General features: G+C 40.9%; 19 protein-coding genes. 12 read left to right on the top strand and 7 right to left on the bottom strand.

All coding sequences use genetic code 11. From position 1 onward, the window contains the following. Positions 1-117 precede the first annotated feature (117 nt). Both HWV58_RS00740 and tyrS read left to right on the top strand, forming a co-directional pair. A complete protein-coding gene (locus tag HWV58_RS00740; RefSeq protein WP_175632228.1) occupies positions 118-1,419 on the top strand; it encodes a patatin-like phospholipase family protein in 1,302 nt (433 codons plus the stop codon). A 51-nt stretch (positions 1,420-1,470) separates the two neighbouring features. Continuing rightward, positions 1,471-2,757: a tyrosine--tRNA ligase gene (gene tyrS, locus HWV58_RS00735; protein ID WP_175632227.1), complete on the top strand. Its 1,287-nt coding sequence runs from the start codon at positions 1,471-1,473 to the stop codon at positions 2,755-2,757. A gap of 141 nt (positions 2,758-2,898) precedes the next feature. Here the strand turns inward: tyrS and HWV58_RS24370 are convergent, their stop codons facing one another. After that, positions 2,899-3,336 carry a CobW C-terminal domain-containing protein gene (locus HWV58_RS24370; protein WP_262890316.1) on the bottom strand — a complete coding sequence of 146 codons (438 nt, stop codon included), beginning with the start codon at positions 3,334-3,336 and terminating at the stop codon, positions 2,899-2,901. 48 nt (positions 3,337-3,384) lie between these two features. After that, positions 3,385-4,104: a GTP-binding protein gene (locus HWV58_RS24365; RefSeq protein WP_235972605.1), complete on the bottom strand. Its 720-nt coding sequence runs from the start codon at positions 4,102-4,104 to the stop codon at positions 3,385-3,387. 26 nt (positions 4,105-4,130) lie between these two features. Here HWV58_RS24365 and HWV58_RS00725 point away from each other — a divergent pair, with 26 nt between their 5' ends. The 7 genes from HWV58_RS00725 to HWV58_RS00695 all read left to right on the top strand — a co-directional run bounded on the left by HWV58_RS00725 (position 4,131) and on the right by HWV58_RS00695 (position 8,387). Then, complete coding sequence (locus HWV58_RS00725) at positions 4,131-4,586, top strand: MerC domain-containing protein (protein WP_235972604.1); 456 nt, start codon at positions 4,131-4,133, stop codon at positions 4,584-4,586. A gap of 170 nt (positions 4,587-4,756) precedes the next feature. Beyond that, the gene (locus tag HWV58_RS00720) at positions 4,757-5,383 is read left to right on the top strand and encodes an ABC transporter ATP-binding protein (protein ID WP_175632226.1); all 627 of its coding nucleotides are present in this window, start codon (positions 4,757-4,759) and stop codon (positions 5,381-5,383) included. Further along, positions 5,383-6,594, top strand: a complete 1,212-nt coding sequence (locus tag HWV58_RS00715) for an ABC transporter permease (RefSeq protein WP_175632225.1) — start codon at positions 5,383-5,385, stop codon at positions 6,592-6,594. Before HWV58_RS00720 ends, HWV58_RS00715 begins: the two co-directional genes overlap by 1 nt. A gap of 3 nt (positions 6,595-6,597) precedes the next feature. Then, entirely contained in the window at positions 6,598-7,035 is a 438-nt protein-coding gene (locus tag HWV58_RS00710) for a hypothetical protein (protein WP_175632224.1), read from the top strand. A gap of 1 nt (position 7,036) precedes the next feature. After that, complete coding sequence (locus tag HWV58_RS00705) at positions 7,037-7,480, top strand: hypothetical protein (protein ID WP_175632223.1); 444 nt, start codon at positions 7,037-7,039, stop codon at positions 7,478-7,480. Then, complete coding sequence (locus HWV58_RS00700) at positions 7,477-7,929, top strand: hypothetical protein (protein ID WP_175632222.1); 453 nt, start codon at positions 7,477-7,479, stop codon at positions 7,927-7,929. The genes HWV58_RS00705 and HWV58_RS00700 overlap by 4 nt, the downstream gene beginning before the upstream one ends. A gap of 20 nt (positions 7,930-7,949) precedes the next feature. Then, entirely contained in the window at positions 7,950-8,387 is a 438-nt protein-coding gene (locus HWV58_RS00695) for a Fur family transcriptional regulator (RefSeq protein WP_175632221.1), read from the top strand. 1 nt (position 8,388) lies between these two features. Here HWV58_RS00695 and HWV58_RS00690 read toward each other — a convergent pair whose 3' ends face one another. From HWV58_RS00690 to HWV58_RS00680, 3 genes are read right to left on the bottom strand one after another with little or no spacing between them, the layout of a single operon-like run. Beyond that, positions 8,389-9,372 carry a LuxE/PaaK family acyltransferase gene (locus HWV58_RS00690; RefSeq protein WP_217706921.1) on the bottom strand — a complete coding sequence of 328 codons (984 nt, stop codon included), beginning with the start codon at positions 9,370-9,372 and terminating at the stop codon, positions 8,389-8,391. Positions 9,373-9,391: 19 nt separating this feature from the next. Beyond that, complete coding sequence (locus tag HWV58_RS00685; protein ID WP_175632219.1) at positions 9,392-9,751, bottom strand: hypothetical protein; 360 nt, start codon at positions 9,749-9,751, stop codon at positions 9,392-9,394. A 6-nt stretch (positions 9,752-9,757) separates the two neighbouring features. Continuing rightward, positions 9,758-12,187, bottom strand: coding sequence for a penicillin acylase family protein (locus HWV58_RS00680; protein ID WP_175632218.1), 2,430 nt, complete (start codon positions 12,185-12,187; stop codon positions 9,758-9,760). A 196-nt stretch (positions 12,188-12,383) separates the two neighbouring features. On the opposite strand from HWV58_RS00680, the gene HWV58_RS00675 reads away from it, so the two are divergent. The 3 genes from HWV58_RS00675 (at position 12,384) to glgB (ending at position 20,186) form a co-directional block, all read left to right on the top strand. After that, entirely contained in the window at positions 12,384-15,293 is a 2,910-nt protein-coding gene (locus HWV58_RS00675) for a TonB-dependent receptor (protein WP_175632217.1), read from the top strand. 403 nt (positions 15,294-15,696) lie between these two features. Then, the gene (locus HWV58_RS00670; RefSeq protein WP_175632216.1) at positions 15,697-18,159 is read left to right on the top strand and encodes a glycoside hydrolase family 31 protein; all 2,463 of its coding nucleotides are present in this window, start codon (positions 15,697-15,699) and stop codon (positions 18,157-18,159) included. 62 nt (positions 18,160-18,221) lie between these two features. After that, positions 18,222-20,186, top strand: a complete 1,965-nt coding sequence (gene glgB / locus HWV58_RS00665) for a 1,4-alpha-glucan branching protein GlgB (protein WP_175632215.1) — start codon at positions 18,222-18,224, stop codon at positions 20,184-20,186. Positions 20,187-20,476: 290 nt separating this feature from the next. Here glgB and HWV58_RS00660 read toward each other — a convergent pair whose 3' ends face one another. Both HWV58_RS00660 and HWV58_RS00655 read right to left on the bottom strand, forming a co-directional pair. Next, entirely contained in the window at positions 20,477-22,666 is a 2,190-nt protein-coding gene (locus HWV58_RS00660; RefSeq protein WP_175632214.1) for a TonB-dependent receptor, read from the bottom strand. Between the two features lie 61 nt (positions 22,667-22,727). Then, positions 22,728-23,066 (bottom strand): DUF6660 family protein, encoded by a 339-nt coding sequence (locus HWV58_RS00655; RefSeq protein ID WP_175632213.1) that lies wholly within the window; start codon positions 23,064-23,066, stop codon positions 22,728-22,730. Positions 23,067-23,223: the final 157 nt, after the last annotated feature.

Raw genomic sequence — 23,223 nt, 5'->3', positions numbered from 1 at the left:
TGCAAGGTAATGTTTTCCTGCTTGTTGTAAAACTTGAATTAGAAATATTGACCCTAAATCTATATTGTTTTGGAGGCTAATTATGCATAGCTTTAAGTGTTCTTAAACCGATGCATCATGCCTAATGCTAAAACTTACAGGATCTTGTCGCTCGATGGCGGTGGTTCCTGGGCACTTATCCAGGTGAAATGTTTGCGTAAGCTGTTCGCCGAAACTTTTGACAATCCCGACCCAACGGGGCATGAAGTGCTGGCAGAGTTTGATTTGGTATCGGCCAATAGCGGAGGCAGTTTGGTAGCGGCAGCAATGGCAGAGAACCTCCGGCTTTCAGAAATAGAAAAAATATTTGATGATGCAAAGCTAAGAAACAGGGTGTTTTCGAAACTTGGCTTTTTTGAAAGAAGTTTATTAAGCAGCGTGGCCAGAATATTTAAGATTGGTGCTAAATATGCCACTAAGCGAAAGCACATTGCTTTAAAAGAGATTTTACCCGGTATTGCGCAAATCGACATGATGGATATTCCGGTGCATATTGCATTAAATGGTGCAATTAAAACCCAGTTTTTGATTATCGGCTACGATTATTACCGCAACAGGGCTGAGCTCTTCAGGTCTGATTGCGATAGTATGGCCTCCACAGCTGTTATTGAAAAGAGGATTAAAAATATTTCTCAGCAGGCAGAAAGTCCGGCAGATTGTATCGTAAGTTTGGTTGATGCTGTACATGCTTCGAGTACTGCGCCTGTCAATTATTTTAACGAACCGGCTACATTTCTGGTTAATAATAAACCTAAGTATTACTGGGATGGTGGCGTTACAGGCAATAATAATCCGGTTTTAGTGGCGGTTACCGAGGCGATTTGTAACAAAACGCAATATCAGATTGAGCAGGTTCAGGTGCTTTCTATCGGTACGGGAACAGTATCGCAACTGCAGTATGATGAAGATATCCCTGTAAAATATGAGGAGCTTAAAGCCAAACATGAAGCGCCCGGCCTGATTAAGGACGTCCAGAAAATGGGAACCAGTATCTTAAACGATCCGCCTGATACGGCTGCCTTTGTTGCCTATATGATCCTGAACCCATCCATGCCAGGGCAGCCGGTCGATTTTATCCGCATGAATCCTGCTTTAAGACCGGTATTGATTGATGATCCGTCAGGTAGATATTGGGATTTACCGGCAGGAATTGATAAAGATGAGTATGCAAAGCTGAACGCAATGGACATGGATGCCGTTGCAGATGATGAAGTTGCCCTGATTAAAAAGCTATGCAACAACTGGTTAAATGGTGAGGGTGTTCCAAACCAATCTATTCGGAGTAATTCCAGTCTCAATTGCCTCATTGGCCACGCAGATTTTGAAGCAGCAAAGACCGATTTTAAGAACTGGTTTACAAAACCAACTAATTTGCTTTAAACTAAGCTAAAATTTTATCTTTGCACGCACAATTATTAAAGTGTTTGTACAATGACGAATTTTGTTGAAGAGTTAAGGTGGCGTGGCATGCTGCATGATATTATGCCGAATACTGAGGAAAAGTTAAACGAAGGTATGACCTCTGGTTATATCGGTTTTGATCCTACTGCAGATTCATTGCATGTTGGTCACTTAACGCAAATCATGACCCTTATTCATTTTCAAAACGCTGGTCACAAGCCTTTTGCTTTGGTTGGCGGTGCTACGGGCATGGTGGGCGATCCATCTGGAAAATCAGACGAGCGTAATCTTCAAACGCCTGAAATGATTGAGCATAACCTGAAAGGAATGAAAAAGCAGCTGGCTAAATTCCTGAAATTTGAAGAAGGTGGTAATGGTGCTGTAATGGTTAACAATGCCGATTGGTTTAAAGATATGAACCTTTTTACCTTTATCAGGGACGTTGGTAAACACATTACCGTAAACTACATGATGGCCAAGGATAGCGTTAAGCGCCGTTTAGAAGGTGATTCTGGTTTATCTTTTACCGAATTCTGCTACCAGTTGATTCAAGGTTATGATTTTTACCATTTATGGAAAAACGAAAACTGTCTGGTACAAATGGGTGGATCAGATCAGTGGGGAAATATTGTTACCGGTACCGAGTTAATCAGAAGAAAAGATGCCGGAACGGCTTATGCCATTACCACCCAGTTGATTAAAAAGGCTGATGGTACTAAATTTGGTAAAACCGAGAGTGGTGCAGTTTGGTTAGACCCAGAGAAAACTTCTCCATATAAATTTTACCAGTTTTGGTTAAATGCATCTGATGATGATGTGAAAAAATGGATACGCATTTTTACACTTAAAAATCAGGCGGAAATTGAAGCTTTGGAAAAAGAACACGATGCAGCTCCGCATTTGCGTATTCTGCAAAAATCTTTGGCAGAGGATATTACCGTTAAAACTCACTCGGTTGAGGCTTTGGAAACGGCTATTAAAACATCTGAGTTTTTATTTGGAAACGGATCTTTAGAATTCTTAAAAAGCCTTTCAGAAAAACAGGTTTTGGAAATGTTTGAGGGAATACCACAGTTTAACATTTCGAAAGCTGAGTTAAGTGCTGGTATTGATGCTGCTACTCTGCTTGCAGAAAAGGCTTCTGTTTTTCCATCAAAAGGAGAAACCAAAAAGTTAATTCAGGGTGGTGGTGTTTCTGTAAATAAAGAAAAAGTAACGGATGTGATGCAGGTATTCAATGCAGAACATTTGATTAATGATAAGTTTATTGTAGTTCAGAAGGGAAAGAAAAACTATTTCCTTTTAATTGCAGAGTAAGACTAAAGGAAAACTGATGATGTATTCCCATTGTTTGTAGCAAGGATGGGAGAGAAGAGCGATTTCATGGTTCAAAATGTTTTAAAAAAGAAAGCCACTTTGCAAAGTGGCTTTCTTTTTTAGCATATTATCTGGTTACAATTAATTTGGAATAACCCGTTCAAATGGATTTTCAAACCAGCCTCCCATTTTATAATCCGCTATCTCTGCGGGGCTAAGCAGACAGGTTTCAAGCGATGCTTTCAACACGTTACTATCCATTTCCTGACCGATAAAAACCAGTTCATTTTTGCGATCGCCAAAGTCGCTGTCCCATTGGGCATGTATCTCCGCTTTGTTCTCCAGGTAATCAGCATATTGCATCCTTTCATTTTTGCTCATGCTGGCCCACCAAACCCCGGCCAAATCAATGCGTAAGGAACCACCGGCCTGTGAGAAATTGATGGCTTGCTCAGGCATGGCTGCAAGGTAAAATATGCCTTTTGAGCGGATAATTTGCGGCGGGAATTCGTGGTTAATATAATCCCAGAGCCTTTGCGGGGGAAAAGGTTTTTTGGAACGGAAAACTGTTGAGCTAATTCCATACTGCTCGGTTTCTGGCTGATGAATTTCTTCGAGCTCTTTTTTTCAACCTGCACCCTCAGCAGCCGATTCGAAATCGAACAAACCTGTATTCAAAATTATAGCCGGATCAAGATTACCAAAAAGGGTTTCATAAATTTTAGCATCAGGGTTTAGTTTAGCAATTAAGGCTTTTAAAACCTTTATATCATTTTCACTAACCAAATCAACCTTGTTCAGTAAAATTACATTGGCAAACTCAATCTGGTCGGTAAGCAAATTTACAATGGTACGTTTATCTGCTGCATCATCAGTCATGTTCCTGTCGGCAAGTTTTTCGGCAGAACCGAAATCTTTGTAAAAATTATAAGCATCTACAACTGTAACCATGGTATCTAAACGACTAAATCGGCTTAAGTCAATACCCGAAGCTTCATCAATAAAAGAAAAAGTCTGCGCAACCGGAATAGGCTCAGAAATGCCCGTGCTTTCAATCAACAGATAATCGAAGCGGTTTTCTTTGGCCAGTTTTTCTACCTCTACCATCAGGTCTTCGCGAAGGGTACAGCAAATACAGCCGTTGCTCATTTCTACCAGCTTCTCTTCTGTTTTAGATAAGGCATGCTGGTTTTTAACCAAGGCCGCATCTATGTTTACTTCGCTCATGTCGTTTACAATTACGGCCACCTTTAAATCCTGCTTGTTTTGCAGTATGGCGTTGAGCAAGGTGGTTTTTCCGCTGCCTAAAAAACCGCTTAATACGGTTACTGGTAATTTCTTTATCATGTTAATGCAATTATGTTGCAAATATAATGCTGAATATTTTAAATGCAACTTTATTGCTTTTATATTTGTCGACTAAATTTAAACGGATGAAACAGCGGAGCTATAAAATTAACCTCGACAGATTAGGCATAACCGCCTCTACACTTTGTGCCATACATTGCGCAGCGTTGCCCTTTGTAATTACTGTTTTACCCATGTGGGGGATGGGCTTTTTGGCTAATGAGGCCGTTGAAATTACCATGATTGCCCTTTCGTTAGTTTTAGGAGTGTGGAGTTTGAGTTCAGGTTACCGCAAGCAACATCAGCGCATTGCACCCATACTGGTTCTCATGCTGGGTTTTGGTTGTATTGCCTTTGGGCACTTTTCAGGAGTGGAGCTGCTCGAACCCATTTTGATCCCATTGGGTGGCTTTACAATCGCTGCAGCACATTATTTTAACCTTCGGTTACTCAAAACCTGCCCCATAAACCATAATCATTAATTGTTTCCTTATTATATGCTTAAATATCCTAAACTCCTTTTCATTCCGGCATTGTTGTTTATTTCAGTGCTAAATCCAGCCTGTAAGCATGGTACTAACAATGCTCAGTCCCTATACCGGCGTTATGCCATCAAAAATCTGGTGATTAAGAAAGTAGAAAAAGTTATACCATGATTAACATCAAATCGCTGGTTCACGTGTATGAGCAGGGGAGAAAAATTGTTTTTCCCGATTGGGAAATAGCCGATATGGAACACTGGCTTTTGCTTGGTGCATCGGGAAGTGGAAAAAGTACCTTGCTGAATATCATTTCCGGATTACTTAAACCCAGTCAGGGGCAGGTTGCTATTCATGGAACTAATTTGTACACCTTGTCGGCACGTAGCATGGATCAGTTCAGGGGAAAAAATATTGGCATTGTTTTCCAAAAGCCTCACCTTATCCAATCGCTAAATGTACTCGATAACCTCGAACTGGCGGCTTTAATGGCGCGTGTGCCAATTGATACCCCGCATAATTTATCGCTCTTAAGCGATCTTGGTATTGCAGATATGGCGCAAAGCTATCCCGACCAGTTAAGTCAGGGACAGTTACAAAGGGTATCGGTAGCAAGGGCGCTGGTTAATAAACCCGATTTGCTGATTGCCGATGAACCTACTTCGAGCCTCGACGACCGAAATGCGGCACAGGTAATTGAAATGCTTACCATGCAGGCTAAGGCTAATGGCGCTGCCCTGATTATCGCCACACACGATCAGCGGGTACGCAACTACATCACTAAAACCTATTTACTGTAATGAATATCTTTAAAATAAGTAGTCAAAATCTCTGCAGAAATAAGCTAACCACGCTTTTAAATATTATTCTGGTTGCCTTTGGCCTGGGTATTTTAACGATACTTTTTTTAGCCGCTAACCAGATTGGCAATAAGCTCGAAAAAAATGCAAAAGATATTGATCTGGTGGTAGGCGCAAAGGGAAGTCCGTTGCAACTGATCATGAGCAGCATTTATCACATCGATTTTCCTACCGGAAACATTCCTGCTGCGGATGCTTACCGCTTAATGAAAAACCCGATGGTGAAAAGAGCAGTTCCGCTGGCGCTTGGTGATAATTACAATGGGTATCGCATTGTGGGTACCGATACCACTTTTAGCGGATTATATGGTTTATCGGTACAAAAGGGGAGCTTCTGGAAAAAAGATCTGGAGGTTACCATAGGGAGCACGGTGGCTTTAGCTTCAAAACTGCGTATTGGCGATACCTTTTTCGGTGCGCATGGACTTACGGGTAGCAGCGATATCCATAAGCAGCATGCCTATGTGGTAAAAGGTATTTTAAAGCCCCAGGGCAATATAACAGACAACCTCATCCTCACCAATATTGGCAGTGTTTATAAAATGCACGAAGCGCCGGAGGGGGAACATGAGCACCATTCGGCCGGCGAAGCAAAGGAGATTAACGACAAACAAATTACGGCCATTTTAATTCAGTACCGCTCACCCATGTCGGTTATTGCTTTTCCACGGATGGTGAACCAAAGTACCAATATGCAGGCCGCATCGCCGGCTATGGAAAGTGCGAGGCTATTTTCTTTAATTGGAATAGGGATAGATACTTTAAAGTGGTTTGCTGTTTTGATCATGGGTATTGCAGCGCTGAGTATTTTTATCAGCTTGTATAACGCCATGAAAGAACGTAAATACGATTTGGCTGTAATGCGCTGTTTAGGTGCATCCAAATTCCGCTTGTTTTTGCTGGTTTTATTAGATGGTATACTGGTTACCGGTATTGGAACCTGCCTGGGCCTGTTGATTGGTCATGCCGCACTCGAGTTGATTGGCGCTTATCAGGAACCTTCGCAGGCCAGGCTGAGTGGAATGGTTATCGTGCCACAGGAGTTGTATTTAATCGTTACAGGAGTTATTACCGGTGCACTGGCTTCAATAATTCCGGCTTTACAGATTTACAAGGTAGATATTGCTGAAACGCTCACCAAAGCACGTTAGGTAATGAAAAGATTAATTGGATTGGTTGTTTTATGTTTAGGTTTCCAGATAGTGGCTGCGCAAGGCCGGGTACATACCGACATGCGCACGCCAACCTGGAATTTAATTGGTTTACGCTATGATGCAGAAATTGCACCCGGAAAATGGGGTAGTGTTTTTCCACCTGCATTAAAGCGCTTAAACAATAAAGTAATTGAACTGCCCGGATATATTATTCCCACTAAAGTGGGGCAGCGGTTTAGCGAATTTATGTTTTCTATTGTGCCCATTGCATCCTGCCCTTATTGCGGTTCGGGCGATATCCCATCCATGGTACAGGTTAAAATGTTAAGCCCTATTTCCATTACAGAAAAACCTGTAAAGCTCCGTGGCCTATTTATCATTAACGATTCGGGAGATGACAGAAGTGAATTTTTCCTGTTAAATGCTAAACAGTTATAATATGAAAATACAAAAGCATGGCATTTGGCTTCTTTTGCTTTTGGTTTCTTTTGGCTCGTACGCGCAGGTTCAGGTGCATACCGATATGCGTACGGCCAACTGGAACCTGATTGGCTTAAAATACGATAAGCAGGTGAAACCATTGGTTTGGCAGGCTGTTTTTCCACCTGCATTAAAAGCGATAAACCATAAGGTAATTGAGTTGCCAGGTTATATTATTCCGACGAAGGTTGGCAATACTTTTACAGAATTTATGCTCTCAATTGTACCTATTGCATCCTGTCCTTATTGTGGTACGGGCGATATTCCATCCATGGTAGAGGTGAAAATGCTAAAGCCCATAAAATGGATCGATACACCTGTTTTAATTAAAGGGAAATTCGAAATCAACGATTCCGGCGATAGCCGGTCAACCTTTTTTCTGTTAGAAGCTGTACAAAAATGAAAAACTTATTGCTAATCTTTTGGCTGTTATCTGCTGTATTTACAGCTAAAGCACAGACCCAAAAACACAAACCCGGCGATCAACTACGGTCGTTGAACTGGGATGTAATTGCCTCCGTTAAGTTCGAGCTAACAGAAAAGAATGAGCTTTTACCCTTATTTTCAGAATCGATAAAGCGTTTCGAAAACCGTGAATTTGAATTAATGGGTTATCTGATTCCGATTAAAAGTGGTGCTAAGCAGCAGCAGTTTCTTTTGGCTACCCTGCCCATTAACCAATGCTATTTTTGTGGTCAGAACGGTATTCCGGTAATGATTATGATCGAAATGGAGCGGGCCATACCTTACAGCGAAAAACCCATTAAAGTAAAAGGCATTTTAAAATTGGAACAGAAAGATGCCAGCTATGCCCCGCCAATCACAATTAAAAATGCCAAACTCATTGTTTAAATGTTTAATTTTGTATTGCTATGGAAAACAACACAGAGCGTTTCGAAAAACTTTTGGTTAAAAATGGTTTAAAAAGAACTGCACCGCGCTTGCAGGTGCTCGAGATTTTGAGCAGCCGCGATTCTGCGACTTCTCAGCCCTATTTAGAGCAGGTAATGGGTAAAGATGCCGACCGTGTTACGCTTTATCGTGTTTTACAGGCTTTCGAGGAAAAAGGAATCATCCATAAAGTGCTCGATCAGCAGGGAACGGCCAACTACGCCATCTGCTCGGAAGGTTGCAGCGCGCACGAACACCACGATGAGCATGTGCATTTTAACTGCGATAACTGCCATAAAATTTACTGTTTAGATAGCGTTAAAATCCCTGCATTAAAGGTGCCGGCTGGTTTTAAAGTAGAGCACCTCAATCTGATTGCAACAGGACTTTGTGCCAACTGTTCTGATAAAGTAAACTAATTTACTGCACCAAAAGGTTACAACCTCTGATATCGGCATGGTCGAACCTGCCCAATACCTCGAAACTCTGATCAGGGTTAATTTTGCCCAAATCTTGTGTAGCAATAAAGGAGCAGGAATTCAGATTGGCCAGATCGATTACGTTAATGCCCCCGGTACGGCCCTGGGCTACTAAACTTAATGGATCATTCGTATCACGGATTAAAACCTGCATCCAGTTTGGACAATTAAAAACCCCATCACCTAAAGAATAAGCCTGCGAAAGTAACTCGGTCATCCCGTATTCGCTGTGGATCGATTTTACCCCAAAACCTTTGGTTAGCTGTTCGTGTAATTCTTCGCGGACCATTTCTTTGCGTTTCCCTTTCATACCGCCAGTTTCCATTACAATCAGTTCGGGGAAGTCGATATCATACTGCTCAATAAAATCGAGGAGGGCATAGGTTACGCCGATTAAAACCGTTTTCTGTTTTTTTGATTTAAGCTCGAGCAGGGTTTGCAATAGATCATTGTGGTTGTATAAAAAATAACCACTTTGCGGGTCCCCGCTTTTTTCGATCAGATCGTTAACCATGTAAATTAAAGATGAACCTGATCTTTGTTGATAGGACGGTAATAACGCCAGAAAACAATACGCAGAAACATCGCCATAAAATTGGGCAAAAGCCTGCAGGTAACTTTGCTCATATAATTTAACATCGGTTACATGGTGGCTGCTTTGTACCATGCCGGTTGTGCCCGAGCTGCTAAAGGTAATTTCGATAGGCTCGGTGCTGCTTAAAATAGCATGACTTTTAAAAAAACTTATGGGCAGAAAAGGAATCTGCTCAATTGTTTTCACCTGGTTTATATCAACACGTAAATGGCGGATATACTCGCCATATACTTTACAGTTTTGGGCCTGAAACCTGAAAATGTTTAAGGCCAGCGTTTTAAACCCATCGGCGTTTTGTACGGAAAATATATCTTCAGCTGTTAAATTCACGCTGCAAAAGTACAAAGCATTATGCTATTTTCTCGTCAGTTTTTTTGGCCAGCATGGCCATGCGAAACTGGTAACCACAATAACCGCTGATTCCGGCAACCAGACCGCTTAAAATACCGGTAAGCAGTAGCAATATCCACCAGATTTTAACGCCGGTCATTACCGCCACGCGGCTGGCCAGCAAGTTATCGTTGGGAAGGCTTTTAAATAAAGCATAACCAATCCACAGCAGAAATATGGCGAGAAATGATTGCCAGAATGCTATTTTCCCTGTTTTACCAATAATGCCACAGGTGGCAAAAGAAATCACAATAATTACCCACCATGGAGCGATCATTTGCAAGAAGAAACAGATAATTGCGATGACGATGAAAACCATTTTAATTTATTTAGAAATTTTTAAACGTGAGATAACTGTGCCCGATTTATCATCGGCGCTTTGCATGTAAAACAGATCATACAGCTGGCCATTTGCCCAGGTATCGATCATGTTATCATAAAATTTACTTCCTGGGTTGCCCGATTGCCCACCAGGGTAAACGCCATGCCCTTTGGGGTTTTTACCCAGCTCTATAACCATACGCCACGAAGGCCCGTTGGTTTCTGATAAGGCATTGATGGTACTTTTAGCGCCGCCAATTTGCAGAACTTTTGAACCAAAACCTGGAATTTTAGCCAAATGAGGTACATTGCTTTGTTTCACATTGGCCCAGTTCCAGTCTTTGTTTATTGGTCCAAACCTTCTTTCCAAACTATCACAGCTGTATTTAAAAGCTTCGTTTACCAAATCAGTGAGGGTTTCTTTTTTACTGGTATGTATATTATCGTACCATGGGGCTTTTGGTTCTTTTAAAATCATTTCTACCGTGCGGTCTCTCGATGGATAACGCATAGGGATGCCTTTTACTTCAAACTCATCTCCCCAAATGTCGAAAGTTAGGCGCTTGGTCCATATTTCGAACACACTTGCCGCAATCTGGTTGGCATCGTACCGTTTGTTCCATTTGTTTACATAGCTTAATGCTTCTTTCTGGGTAGCGTTTAACTGCTCGGCATTCAGTAAAGGAAGCAGGGCCGGTACCAAATTTTGAGCCAGAATGCTATAATTATCGGTCTGCATCAGGCGAATACTATCCATAGTTGCCTTGCTCATTGCGCCCAGGCGGTCGTTAATTCGCTTGCCACGTTCGTAAGGAGAAAATTCCCAGTTAATGTAGTAAGGGTAAGTGGTATCGGTTGAAGATTGGTTAGCCGAACTCACAAAGCCACGCGCCGGGTTTTTAACCGTTGGGTTCTGTGCTGCTGGGATCCAGCCCTGCCAGTCGTAGGCGGGGTCGGTGCCATCTAAAATAAATTTACCCTGGTCTTTCCATTTCAATGGGAACTTTCCGTTTGGCGTAATAGCGATATCATTATCTACGCTGGCAAAAACAAAATTTTGTGCTGGTGCGGTATAAAAGGTTAGGGCTTTGCGGTAATCTGCATAGTTTTTACCCCGGTTCAGGTAATAAAAAGTCATCAGCTCGTTCGATTGGTCGTGCGCAATCCACCTTAAAGCATCGCCAACAGGTACATTGTTTGCCCTGCTGTATTTTGGTTTCTGGAAATAAACCACCGGACCATGATGCGTGTAAAAAACGGTATCTATTTCGTCTTTTGCTCCGCGGATTTTAATTACTTCTAATTTTTTGTTTGTTGCATTCCACTTATTGTTGTACCAATATTCGTTGTGGCTGCTATCTTTAAATTTAATCTGGTAAAAATCGAGCACATCAGCAGCAACATTGGTTACGCCCCAGGCTATTTTCTGGTTAAAGCCGATGATCACGCCTGGCGCGCCTGGTAAAGAAACACCATAAGTATTTACTCCGGGCGCATGCAACTGAATCTGATACCAGATAGAAGGCAGGGTTAGGTCGAGATGCGGATCGTTTGCCAGGATTGGGTAGCCTGAAGCTGTTTTTGAACCTGATAAAGCCCAGTTGTTGCTGCCAATACCTTCCCTTTTTTCGGTAGTTTTTACATCACCTGTTTGGGCTTGCGTAAAACTTTCAGGCGTTTTTGGAATTGGTAGGGGAGTAAAATCCCATTTTGTACCCACCGGGATAATTGGATCTTCACGGAAAGGATAATCAGGGAAAAGATCTTTAGTTACTTCGGGACCAAACTTTTTAAGGATGTTAGTCATATAAAACTCGTCGGAACCCATGGCTAAGACCGCCGACATTTGCTTTAACAACAAAGCACATTTAACAGGTGTCCAGTCTTCAGGTTTAAAATCGAGTATTTTATATTCTAAGGGGTAATTGGCTTTTGAAAGGGTTTTAATGTAAGCGTTAATACCTTCCGTATAGGCCAGAATCATTTCTTTAGCTTTTGGATCGGCCATCATGCCTTTCAACGAGTTTTCGGCACCATAAACCATACCCATCCTACGTTGGTAACGGTCTACCTCAATGGCTTTATCGCCCACCACTTCACTTATTCTGCCTGCTGCAAAACGGGTTTGAAAATCCATCTGCCAGAGGCGGTGCATTGCCGTTACGTAACCCTGGGCAAGATAAAGGTCATGATCGTTCTGCGCAAAAATGTGCGGAATCATCCGGTCGTCGAAAACAATTTCTATTTTATCGATTGCGCCTTTAATCTTCGCTTTATGGTTAAACATAAAATGATTGTTTTCGGCATTTTGCCAAAAACCCATAAAAGGATTTAGGAATTTGAGTAGCGGAGGTGTATTACCTAGTTTGGTATTAAATAAAAAAGCTAATGCGATTGGTACAACGACGCAGAGAAAGGCCTTAATTTTATTCATAATGGTTAGCTAACAAGTCTTTTGCTAAGATAGGGCAAATTGACGATTTATGTTTATCGCAAAATACAACAAACTGTATATCAATCAAAATTATAATTTGAATTGAAATTATTATGCATACATAATTTGTTTAATTCAAAAAAAGAATTTAAGTTTATGTAACTAATAATACAAACAACCAAATTAACAATCGCGTATGAGCAGAATTTTTACACAGATCTTTTATGTGTTATTATTTGTGTTTGCTGGTAATATAGCAGCACAGGCACAGAATATTACGGTAAGCGGAACCGTAAAAGATAAGCAATCAAAAGAAGGATTGGCAGGCGTAAGCTTAACTATCAAAGGCCAGTCGGGCGGTACAGCCTCTACAAGCAATGGCAGTTTTACTTTTACTACTTCGGCTAAAGTCCCGTTTACATTAGTAGCTTCTTATGTAGGTTATGGTACAGTAGAACAGCAAATTACAGGAAGTACCTCTGGTATCAATATCGAGCTCGAAACTGCGGTTGTACTTGGTGGCGATGTGGTGGTTTCGGCCTCGCGTACGCCTGAGCGTATTTTAGAATCGCCTGTTTCTATCGAACGCATGAGTGCTGCAACTATCAAAGAAATTGCTGCGCCTTCGTTTTACGATGCCCTGAACAATATGAAAGGGGTAGAGAGCAGTATGCAGAGTTTAACTTTTAAATCGATCAATACCCGTGGTTTCAACTCAAACGGTAATACGCGTTTTAACCAATATATTGATGGGATGGATAACCAGGCACCGGGACTGAATTTCTCGGTAGGTAATATCGTAGGTATAACTGAACTTGATGTAGATAATGTAGAGCTTTTACCTGGTGCTTCATCGGCACTTTACGGTGCGGGTGGTATTAACGGTACTTTGTTGATGACCTCAAAAGACCCTTTTAAATATCCGGGGGCTAGTTTTCAATATAAAACAGGTGTAAACCATGTTAACGACGATAATAGTAGTGTACAACCATTTAATCAACTGGATGTACGCATGGCAAAATCATGGAACAATAAGTTTGGGGTAAAAGCAGCCTTCTCATTTTTACAGGCTAAAGATTGGTTTGGTAATAACTATTCAAACTTCGATCGTATTTCCAGAACAGCTAAATCTGGCGACCGCAACAGCGATACCAATTATGACGGTATAAATGTTTACGGTGATGAGGTAAGCCAAAATATGCGAAATGTTGCTTTGAGTGTGCAAAATGCTACAATTGCAGGGATCAATGCTGGTTCAGGTGGTTTAATCCCTAACATTAAATCAACCATGGATGGTGCTTTTGGTGCAGCTATTCCAAATGCGGTACAACAAGCTGGTTTCCTTGCGGGCTTGCCTGCAGCATTACGTCCTGCAGTACAAAATTATTTCCCTTTCTACGTGGGTTTAAAGGCCAATTTAATTCCTGATCAAAATGTATCAAGAACAGGTTACAATGAAGAAAACCTGGTTGATTATGATACCAAATCATTAAAAGTATCTGGCGGATTGTACTATAATATCAGTAATACTGTACAAGCTGTTGCACAGGCAAACTGGGGTACAGGAACTTCGGTTTATACCGGTTCTGATCGTTATTCGTTGCGTAATTTCAATATTGGCCAGTATAAACTGGAAATAAAGGGCGAAGACTTCTTTGTTAAAGCTTATACTACTCAGGAGCGCTCAGGCGATTCTTATATTTCTTCTATTTTAGGTAGTTATATTAACGAACTTTCAAAACCATCTACAACCTGGTTCCCGCAATATATTGGCAATTATGTTGGTGCAAGAGCTGCAGGTCAGGGCGATGCCGCTGCACATGTATTGGCTAGAACTGCTGCCAACCAGGGCCGCTTTGAACCGGGGTCGGCTCAGTTTATACAAGCGAAAGATCAGATCATGAATACTACGATCAGTGCTTCTGATCCATCAAAGGGTATTTATGGTGCAAAATTCGATGATAAATCAAACTTGTATCACTATGAGGGAATGTACAACTTTACCAACCTTTTCGATAAAGTGGTAGAGTTTCAGGTGGGTGCTTCTTACCGACTTTATGATTTAAACTCAGCGGGGACGATTTTTAACGACTTATTAAATTCAATCGATATTAAAGAGTATGGTGCATTTGGCCAAATTGGCAAGAAATTTTTTAACGATAAAGTTAAATTTACTTTTGCCGGCCGTTACGATAAGAGCCAGAACTTTGAAGGCAGGTTTACACCAAGGATTACCGGGGTATTCACAGTGGCCAAAAACAACAATATCAGGGTTTCTTACCAAACCGGTTACCGCAACCCAACTACACAAAACCAGTATATCGATCTTTCAGTTGGTGGTGGTTCACAACGTTTAATTGGTGGTTTACCCGAAATTATGTTCAGCAAATACCATTTAGATACCAACAAACCATATACAGATGTGAGTTACCGCGCATTTTTGGCCTCAGCTGCTGCTACAGGAACACCAAATCCGGCGCTCTTACAACAGTATAATTTTGATGCAAAAGGTGTTCGTCCGGAAAGTGTACAATCTTATGAGTTAGGTTACAAAGGTTTATTGCTTCCTAACTTATTGGTTGATGCTTACGGTTACTACAATATCTATAAAGATTTTATCACGGCAGTTGATGTTTATCAGAATGTAAGCGGAAGCTTTGTGAAATTTGGTGTTCCAGTTAATGCCGAGGGAGAAGTAACATCTTATGGTGGTGCTTTAGGCCTTGATTACCTGGTAGGTAAATGGAATGTGAGTGGTAACGTTTCTTACAATCAGATTGGAGATTTACCAGCTAATTACATCAACGATTTTAATACGCCTAAAATCCGTTACAATCTGGGTTTGGGCAATAAAGAGATTATTAAAAACTTCGGTTTCAATGTTTCTTACCGCTGGCAAGATCAGTTCTACTGGAATTCATCTTTCGCCTCAGGCCAGGTGCCTGCATATAGTTCGTTGGATGCACAGGTTAGTTTGAGGATTCCTTCAGTAAATTCAGTAGTTAAACTGGGAGGTTCGAACGTATTGAACAAGTATTATATCACTTCTTATGGTAACCCTATGGCAGGTGCAATCTACTATGTTGGATTGACCTTTAACCCATAGTAAACTTATTGAGTTTTGAGCTGCCCTCTGTATAAAGGTACAGGGGGCTTTTTTTTAGCAGATTAAATTAATGCGCTGATTCTGTTTTTGATTATAACTGATTTACATCTCTCGGTAGTTGTTTGTAATTCAGTAAAACTATATCCGAAAGGATATAGTTTTACTGAAAATATTATTTTTTATATCCGATCGCATATAGTTTTAATGACGATATTCAAAGCAATACTGCATTATTGACCTGCAGTTGATACATAAATGACTTGCTTAGTGTGAAAAATACACTTTAATCAACAAGCCTTGAAAAAAAGCTTGAGCCCTTTTAATAAAATATTTGTATTATAGTACTTTCTTAAGCACTGTCCCGGTTTAAGAGCTATTAATTTGAAATTATAGATATATAAGGATGGAAGCGCAAAACGACAAACCTAATGAAATAAGTGAACTGATTGAAAAGGAGCAGGAAATCCAGCACCTTAACAATCCAGTAGATATATCGGTAAAACCAATTGTAAAACAATACCTTGGTGCGGTAAAAAAAGTAAAGAAAGAAGGCAATCGTTTTTATTTCTCTGATGGTGATGCAAGGGTTGAGGTACGCGTAGTTAGCGATGATATTATCAGGGTGCGTTTAGCGCCACACGGCGTTTTTTTAGATGATTTCTCTTACGCTGTACCCGAAGTAGATCAAAAGGTTTCCGTATTTAAAATGCAGGAGCACGAAGATTATTATACCATTTCTACTTACGCCGTAACCTGTAAAATAGATAAAGCAACCTTTCATATTTCTTTCTCAGATAATATAACCAATGTAGTAATGGTTGATGAGGCCAACTCCATGCACTGGGAAGAAAATGTAGATTTTGGTGGCTACTATATTTATGCGACCAAAAAATGCCACCCCGAAGAAAATTTCTTTGGTTTAGGCGATAAATCGGGTAATTTTAACCTCCGTGGCCGTCGTTTCGAAAACTGGAATACCGATGCCTATTCTTTTGGATGGAACCAGGATCCACTATATCGTACCATACCATTTTATATTGGTTTGCATAACCAGGCCGCTTACGGTATCTTTTTCGATAATACCTTTAAATCGTATTTCGATTTTGGATCTGAGGATGTAAATAAGACCAGTTTCTGGGCTGATGGAGGTGAACTCCAATATTATTACATTCATGGGCCGCACATCATGGATGTGGTTAAGCGTTATGCTACTTTAACCGGCACGCATCCAATGCCTCCAAAATGGACATTGGGTTATCAGCAATGCCGCTGGAGTTATTATCCGGAAACAAAGGTTAAAGAAATAGCCAAACAGTTCAGAGCGCGTAAAATCCCTTGCGATGCCATTTATCTGGATATCGATTACATGGATGGTTACCGTTGCTTTACATGGAACAAAAAATACTTTCCAGACCCAAGGCGAATGATCAAAGAACTTTCGGATGATGGTTTTAAAACTGTTGTGATGATTGATCCGGGAATTAAGGTTGATGATGATTACTGGGTATTTAAAGAGGGTAAAGAAAAAAGATTTTTCTGTCGCCGCAGCGACGATTATTATATGGAAGGGCACGTTTGGCCAGGCCGCTGCCAGTTTCCTGATTTTACCAACCCAAAGGTGCGTACCTGGTGGGGTAATTTGTATAAAGAACTGGTAGATATGGGTGTTGCTGGTTTCTGGAATGATATGAACGAGCCGGCAGTGTTTGGTTCAGGTACTTTCCCGAATGATGTACGCCACAATTACGATGGTTACCGTGGTTCGCACCGTAAGGCCCATAATGTTTACGGCATGCAAATGGTTCGTTCTACTTACGAAGGGCTGAAAAAGCTGATGCGCAACAAGCGTCCGTTTACCATTACCAGGGCAGGCTATTCGGGAATGCAACGTTATGCATGTGTTTGGACGGGCGATAATATTGCTACCTGGGAGCACTTAAAGATCGGAAACATCCAGTGTCAGCGTTTATCGGTTTCGGGTGTGCCTTTCTGTGGAACAGATATTGGCGGATTTAGTGGCGAGCCAGATGGTGAATTATTCACCCGCTGGATTCAACTGGGTACATTCTCGCCATTTATGCGTGCGCACTCTGCTGGTGATACTGCCGAGCGTGAGCCATGGAGTTTTGGCGAATTTTTCGAAAATATCAACCGCAAGTTTATTGAGTTAAGGTACCGTTTAATGCCTTACCTGTATTCGGTTTTCTGGGAACATCACCGTTACGGTTTTCCGATTTTGAGGCCATTGGTTATGCTCGAGCAGGAAAACATCAGCAACAGTTTCCGTCAGGACGAGTTTTGCTATGGCGATAAACTTTTAATCTGTCCGGTATTGGAGCAAGGAGCCATTTCGCGTAAGGTTTATCTGCCTAAAGGTACCTGGTATAATTTCTGGACCAACGAAATTTTAGAAGGCGGTAACGAATATACGGTTGATGCCAAGATAGACAGTATGCCAATGTTTGTACGCGCAGGTTCTGTTTTACCAGAATATCCGGTAATGCAGTATGTAGATGAAAAATCAATTACTGAAGTGGTATTGAATATCTACCATGGCGATTATGAAGTAAATTCATATATGTACGAAGATCATGGCGATACTTTTGCCTACGAGCAGGATATTTACCTGGAGAAGAAATTTACCGTAAAAGGCGATACACAAGCCATAAAGGTAAACCAACGTATTGAAGGATTATACACGCCGAATTACGAGTTTTATGTTTGTAATGTTATTGGCGTAAAATTCCAGGTAAGAAAAATCATTATCGATAATAAAGAGATAACCGATTTCTATACCGACGATCAGCATGTACTGCATTTCAAATGCAATAAAAATTTCTCAGAAATTCAGATCTTAAGTCTGTAAATCTTTTAGCCCCAAATGCTGTTTAGTATTTGGGGTTTAATTTATCTAGCCAAAAAATATCTATGCCAGCAGCCAAAAAAGTTACTGCAAAAAAAGCAGCTTTAGTAAAAACCGACCACAAGAAAGCGGTTTGGGTACACAGTTTATTTACCGATTACGACATTGATCTTTTTCTGGTTGGAAAGCATTTCAGGCTTTACGAAAAAATGGGCTCACACCTCATTAGTGTTGGTGGGACTGCCGGAACTTATTTTTCGGTATGGGCACCAAATGCCATTAATGTAGCTGTGGTAGGTAACTTCAACGACTGGAATAATGCTTCACATGGATTAAACAAACGATGGGATAAATCGGGTATCTGGGAAGGTTTTATTCCCGGTATTGCCAAGGGTGAGGTTTACAAGTATTTTGTAAAGGGCTTTGATGAATCGGAGCATTTGAAAGGCGATCCGTATGCCCGCAGGTGGGAGCACCCGCCACAAACGGCTTCCATTGTTTGGGATACCGACTATACCTGGAAAGATAAAACCTGGTTAAATAAAAGGGCCAAACTAAATGCTTTAGATCAGCCGATCTCGGTTTACGAGGTACATATAGGCTCCTGGGAACGCGATCCGGAAAATCCTGAGCGTGTTTTAACCTGCAGAGAGGTTGCCGGCAGGCTTATACCCTACGTAAAGGAAATGGGCTTTACTCATGTAGAGCTGATGCCGGTAATGGAATTTCCGTTTTTTCCGAGCTGGGGTTATCAGATTACGGGTTATTTTGGGGCAAGCTCGCGCTATGGTTCCCCACAGGATTTAATGTACCTTATTGATGCATTCCATAAAGCCAATATTGCCGTAATACTGGATTGGGTACCTTCCCATTTTCCGGGCGACAGGCACGGTTTATACGAATTTGATGGCACCCACCTGTACGAGCATGCCGATATGCGAAAGGGATTCCATCCTGACTGGAAATCGTATATTTTTAATTACGATAGAAATGAGGTGCGCTCTTTCCTGATCAGTAATGCCATGTTTTGGTTAGACCAATATCATGCCGATGGATTAAGGGTAGATGCCGTAGCCTCTATGCTATATTTTGATTTTTCGCGCGAGGAAGGGGATTCTGCTACCAACGAGTATGGCGGGAGCGAAAATTTAGGAGCGATTCAGTTTTTACAAGACCTTAACATAGCCATTTATGGCAATTTTGAAGGTGTGCATACCATTGCCGAAGAAAGCAGTACCTACCCTGGGGTAACCCATCCGGTGCATAACGGCGGGCTTGGCTTTGGTATGAAATGGATGATGGGCTGGATGAACGATACCTTAAAATATTTCAAGGTAGATACTTTGGGCAGAAAGCACCACCACCACCAGTTGAGTTTTAGCATGACCTATGCTTTTACCGAAAACTTTATGCTCCCTTTTTCGCATGATGAAGTAGTGCACGGTAAATCGCCAATGCTTTATAAGATGCCAGGCGATGACTGGCAGAAATTTGCCAACTTAAGGGCGCTGTATGGTTACATGTTTACTCACCCGGGTGCAAAGCTGCTTTTTATGGGCAACGAATTTGGCCAAACTAATGAGTGGAACTTTACCCAATCGCTGGATTGGCATTTATTGCAGTATGCTCCACACAAAGGGATGCAGGAAACAGTTAAAGCTTTAAATTTCCTGTATAGAAAAGAACCTGCCCTGTACCATTTTAATTTTAGTTACGAAGGTTTTGAGTGGCTCGATGCCGATAATGCAGACGAGTCGGTGTTTGTATATATGCGTAAGGGACCTAAAGCGAAAGATACTTTGGTAATTGCCATCAACCTTACTCCTGTTGTAAGAGAGCATTATCGGATTGGCGTACCCTTTAAAACAAAATGGACTGAAATTTTTAATACTGATGATATTGTGTATTACGGTAGCGGTATAAATAATAAGGGGGATATTACTCCGCTTGAAGAGGGACATAATAACCAGAAATATGCTATTGATGTAAACCTACCGCCTTTAGCAGTAGTTGTTTTCAAAAGTAAATAAAGGCAGTTTTGCGCTTTGAACTGAATCTATATTACACCAAAATTGAACTACAAAACATAGTTTTGGCGTAATATAGTTTTTTATATTGCGCCAAAACCATATATAAAAACATAGTTTTGGCGTGATATAAGTTTTTATATTACGCCAAAACTTATTTAAATACCTTTAAATAAGAAAAGCCTCTCATTGCTGAAAGGCTTTCTTAAACTCTGGAGTGGAAGCATCCAGAGCGGCTGCAAAGGTACGATAATCTTGTGCACCTGCAAGTATTATTTTTTATTATTTCATTTTTAGAGTTTTAACTTTATGCCGGCATTAAAAGTTCTGCCCTCTGTATGCGTCCAGATGTCGTCGAAAGTAGGGTTAAGGTGCGATCCGTTCACTACACTTTTATATTTGCTCTGCCTGGTATCGGTAAAGTTCTCTGCATTAACAAAAACCGAAATCTTGCCAAAAACCTTTTCAGCCATAAAGCCAAATTCCCAAAAAGCGCTGGTTTGCTGATTGTTGTACAAGTATTGTCTGTCAGTAAAATAGCCTTCCAATCCCATTTTAAAGTTTCTTTCCTTTTCGTAAAGCAAGGCCAGGTTTAGCTTGTTTTTAGGTAATAACCTAATGGTTTGTATAACCGGGAGATAATTTGCCTTCGCAGAGGTAAAAGTATAACCAGCAAAAAGCTTAAAATATTCCTTGAAAATTATTTTGGCATTGGTTTCAAAACCTTTACTCTGTACGGGTAGGCTAGTGTTTTCGAAGTGAAAATTTCCGGATCCATCCTGCAGTAAAATAGTCGAATTGTTAATCCGGGTATAAAAAAACATCTGGTTAAGGCTAATCATCCAATCGTCGCCTATGTTGGTTTTATAATTAACATCTGCAGTACCTCCATAGCTTTGCTCGGCTTTTACCTGGTTTAAAGGAAGCAGGTTTTGGTATTGGAAAGTTTCTGTTTGTTCGGTAAACAAGGTGGGCGTTTTATAACCCAATCCACCGCCAATGCGCGAGCTCCATTTATCGTTAAACTTATACAATGCAGAGATTCTTGGTAGTGCAAAAGCCTCGCTTTTATTGTAATTCGCATTAAAGTAATTTACAAAATCGATCCGCATACCACTTTCCAGCTTAAACTTTTGGGTAATATCCCAGGTTTGCTGTGCGTAAACACCCGCCGTTTTGGTTGTGAAGTTTTTGGCAAGACTTACAGCCTGGTTCTGTTCTTTAAAGTCGTCGTATACTAAGTTAGCCCCAAAAATTAAACTCTGGTTTTTGATATTCTTCAAATAGCTGATATCGGTATAGGCGTTATAGTTAATGCCGTCAAAACGGTAATCAGGGATCGCAATACCACGTTTAAAGTAATTGAAACTTGTTTTAAGCTTTAACAGGTCTTTTTCGCTGGTTTTGTAGCTAAAATCGAGTGTTGAAGTATTACGGATACTGTTGTTGGTTTCAAAATAACGGTGACTGGCATCGGTGTTATTGTTAACCACATATATATCGCCGCCAGTACGGTCGCTTTTGGTAAAAGCATTGCCGATAACCAACGTTGCGCGCTCATTTGGGTAGAAAAAGACTTTAGGGTGAATGGTGAAATCTTTTGTTTTAGGCAGTTCAGTAAAATCATCATCATCTACATCGTAGGCTTTTTGAAAATTAGCCAGTGCCAAAAGGCTATAACCGAATTTTTTATTGCGCTGCATACCAAAACCACCAATATTGGTTTGACCCACATTCGATTGGTTAACAATAAAGTTAAATTCGGCCTTTTCTTTTGGCGTTCTCGAAATAAAATTCACCACCCCGGCAATTGCACCTGCCCCATATAAGGTAGAAGAGGGACCTTTAATAATCTCTACCTGACTTAAATCTAGAGGCGGGATTTCCAGAATACTCAATCCCCTGGCAAAATTGCCGAAACTGGCGTAACCATCTTTCAGCAATTGAGTATAGCGACCATCAAGTCCTTGAATTCTGATACTGGCATTGGCGCTTGTGGCAGAGGTTTGCTGTACGGAAATACCCGTACTTTCGTGTAAGATCATCGAAACATTGGCGGGTCGCATATTGCTTTTTTCATCAATTTCTTCCAGTTCGATGGTTTCGACCCGGGTAGGGGTATTTTGAATGCTGCGACTGGTTCTTGTTGACGACACAATTACTTCTTCCAGTTCGTCTTCGGATGCTACTAAAAAGATTTCGAGCGGGGTTGTTTGTTTTAACGGAAAATTTAAGGTAATCAATTGCTCGTCGTAGCCTACATTTCTGATGATTAAAGTTTGTTTGCCATCAGGGATGTTGCTTAAGCTGGCCGTTCCGTTTTCGGCTGTTTTGGCTATAATGCCACTTCCTTTTACAAGGATTGTAACGCCCTGTAGTGGCGAAGCATTTTCTTTGTCTTTAACGGTTATTTTAAAATTATCCTGCGCGTAGGCATTAGTTATGCACAGCATAGCGCATAGCAATATTATTATTTTTTGCATGTGTTTTTTTGATGGATTATTGAATAAATAGATTGTAAGGTTTACAATCGCTGCTTATCGGTTAGCCGATTGCTGTTTTATTCAATTTAGGCGGTTGCCAGATATTTTGGATGTAAGTAGAAATGAAGCGGTTGCTGTAGCGGATTTTTTGTTTTACAGTTGTTTCGCGCTTTAAAAAAACAAAATCAGAAAAAGCAAGATGGCTCAGCGTTGGTTGCCCGCAACAGTTACAGGTACACATGGGTGAGCAGTCGTCTTTATGGGTGCTGCTTTCGGTTTTGTCTGCTTTCACAATGGAGATGTTCTGCTGATTATCGCCGGCAAACTCCGGTACATCTTCGCAGGTAATGCAAGAGATGAAGAGGATGCTTAAGCTTAAAAAGTAGACTAATATTTTCATTGCTGGTTACAAATGTACAAATCATGTTCTAATATTTTGACTTCGTTAAACGATTTTAAGCACTCCAGGCCACATCTTTACAGTTGACTGAGTTTAACATCAACCCCTGCAAATATCCCCGAAATTGTGCTCGAAAAGTAAAATTAGAGGTTAGTTG

Source organism: Pedobacter ghigonis (genome assembly GCF_903166585.1).
Classification (GTDB): domain Bacteria; phylum Bacteroidota; class Bacteroidia; order Sphingobacteriales; family Sphingobacteriaceae; genus Pedobacter; species Pedobacter ghigonis.
Note: the sequence above shows the minus strand (reverse complement) of the source record. Positions and strands in the feature narration are given on the sequence as shown.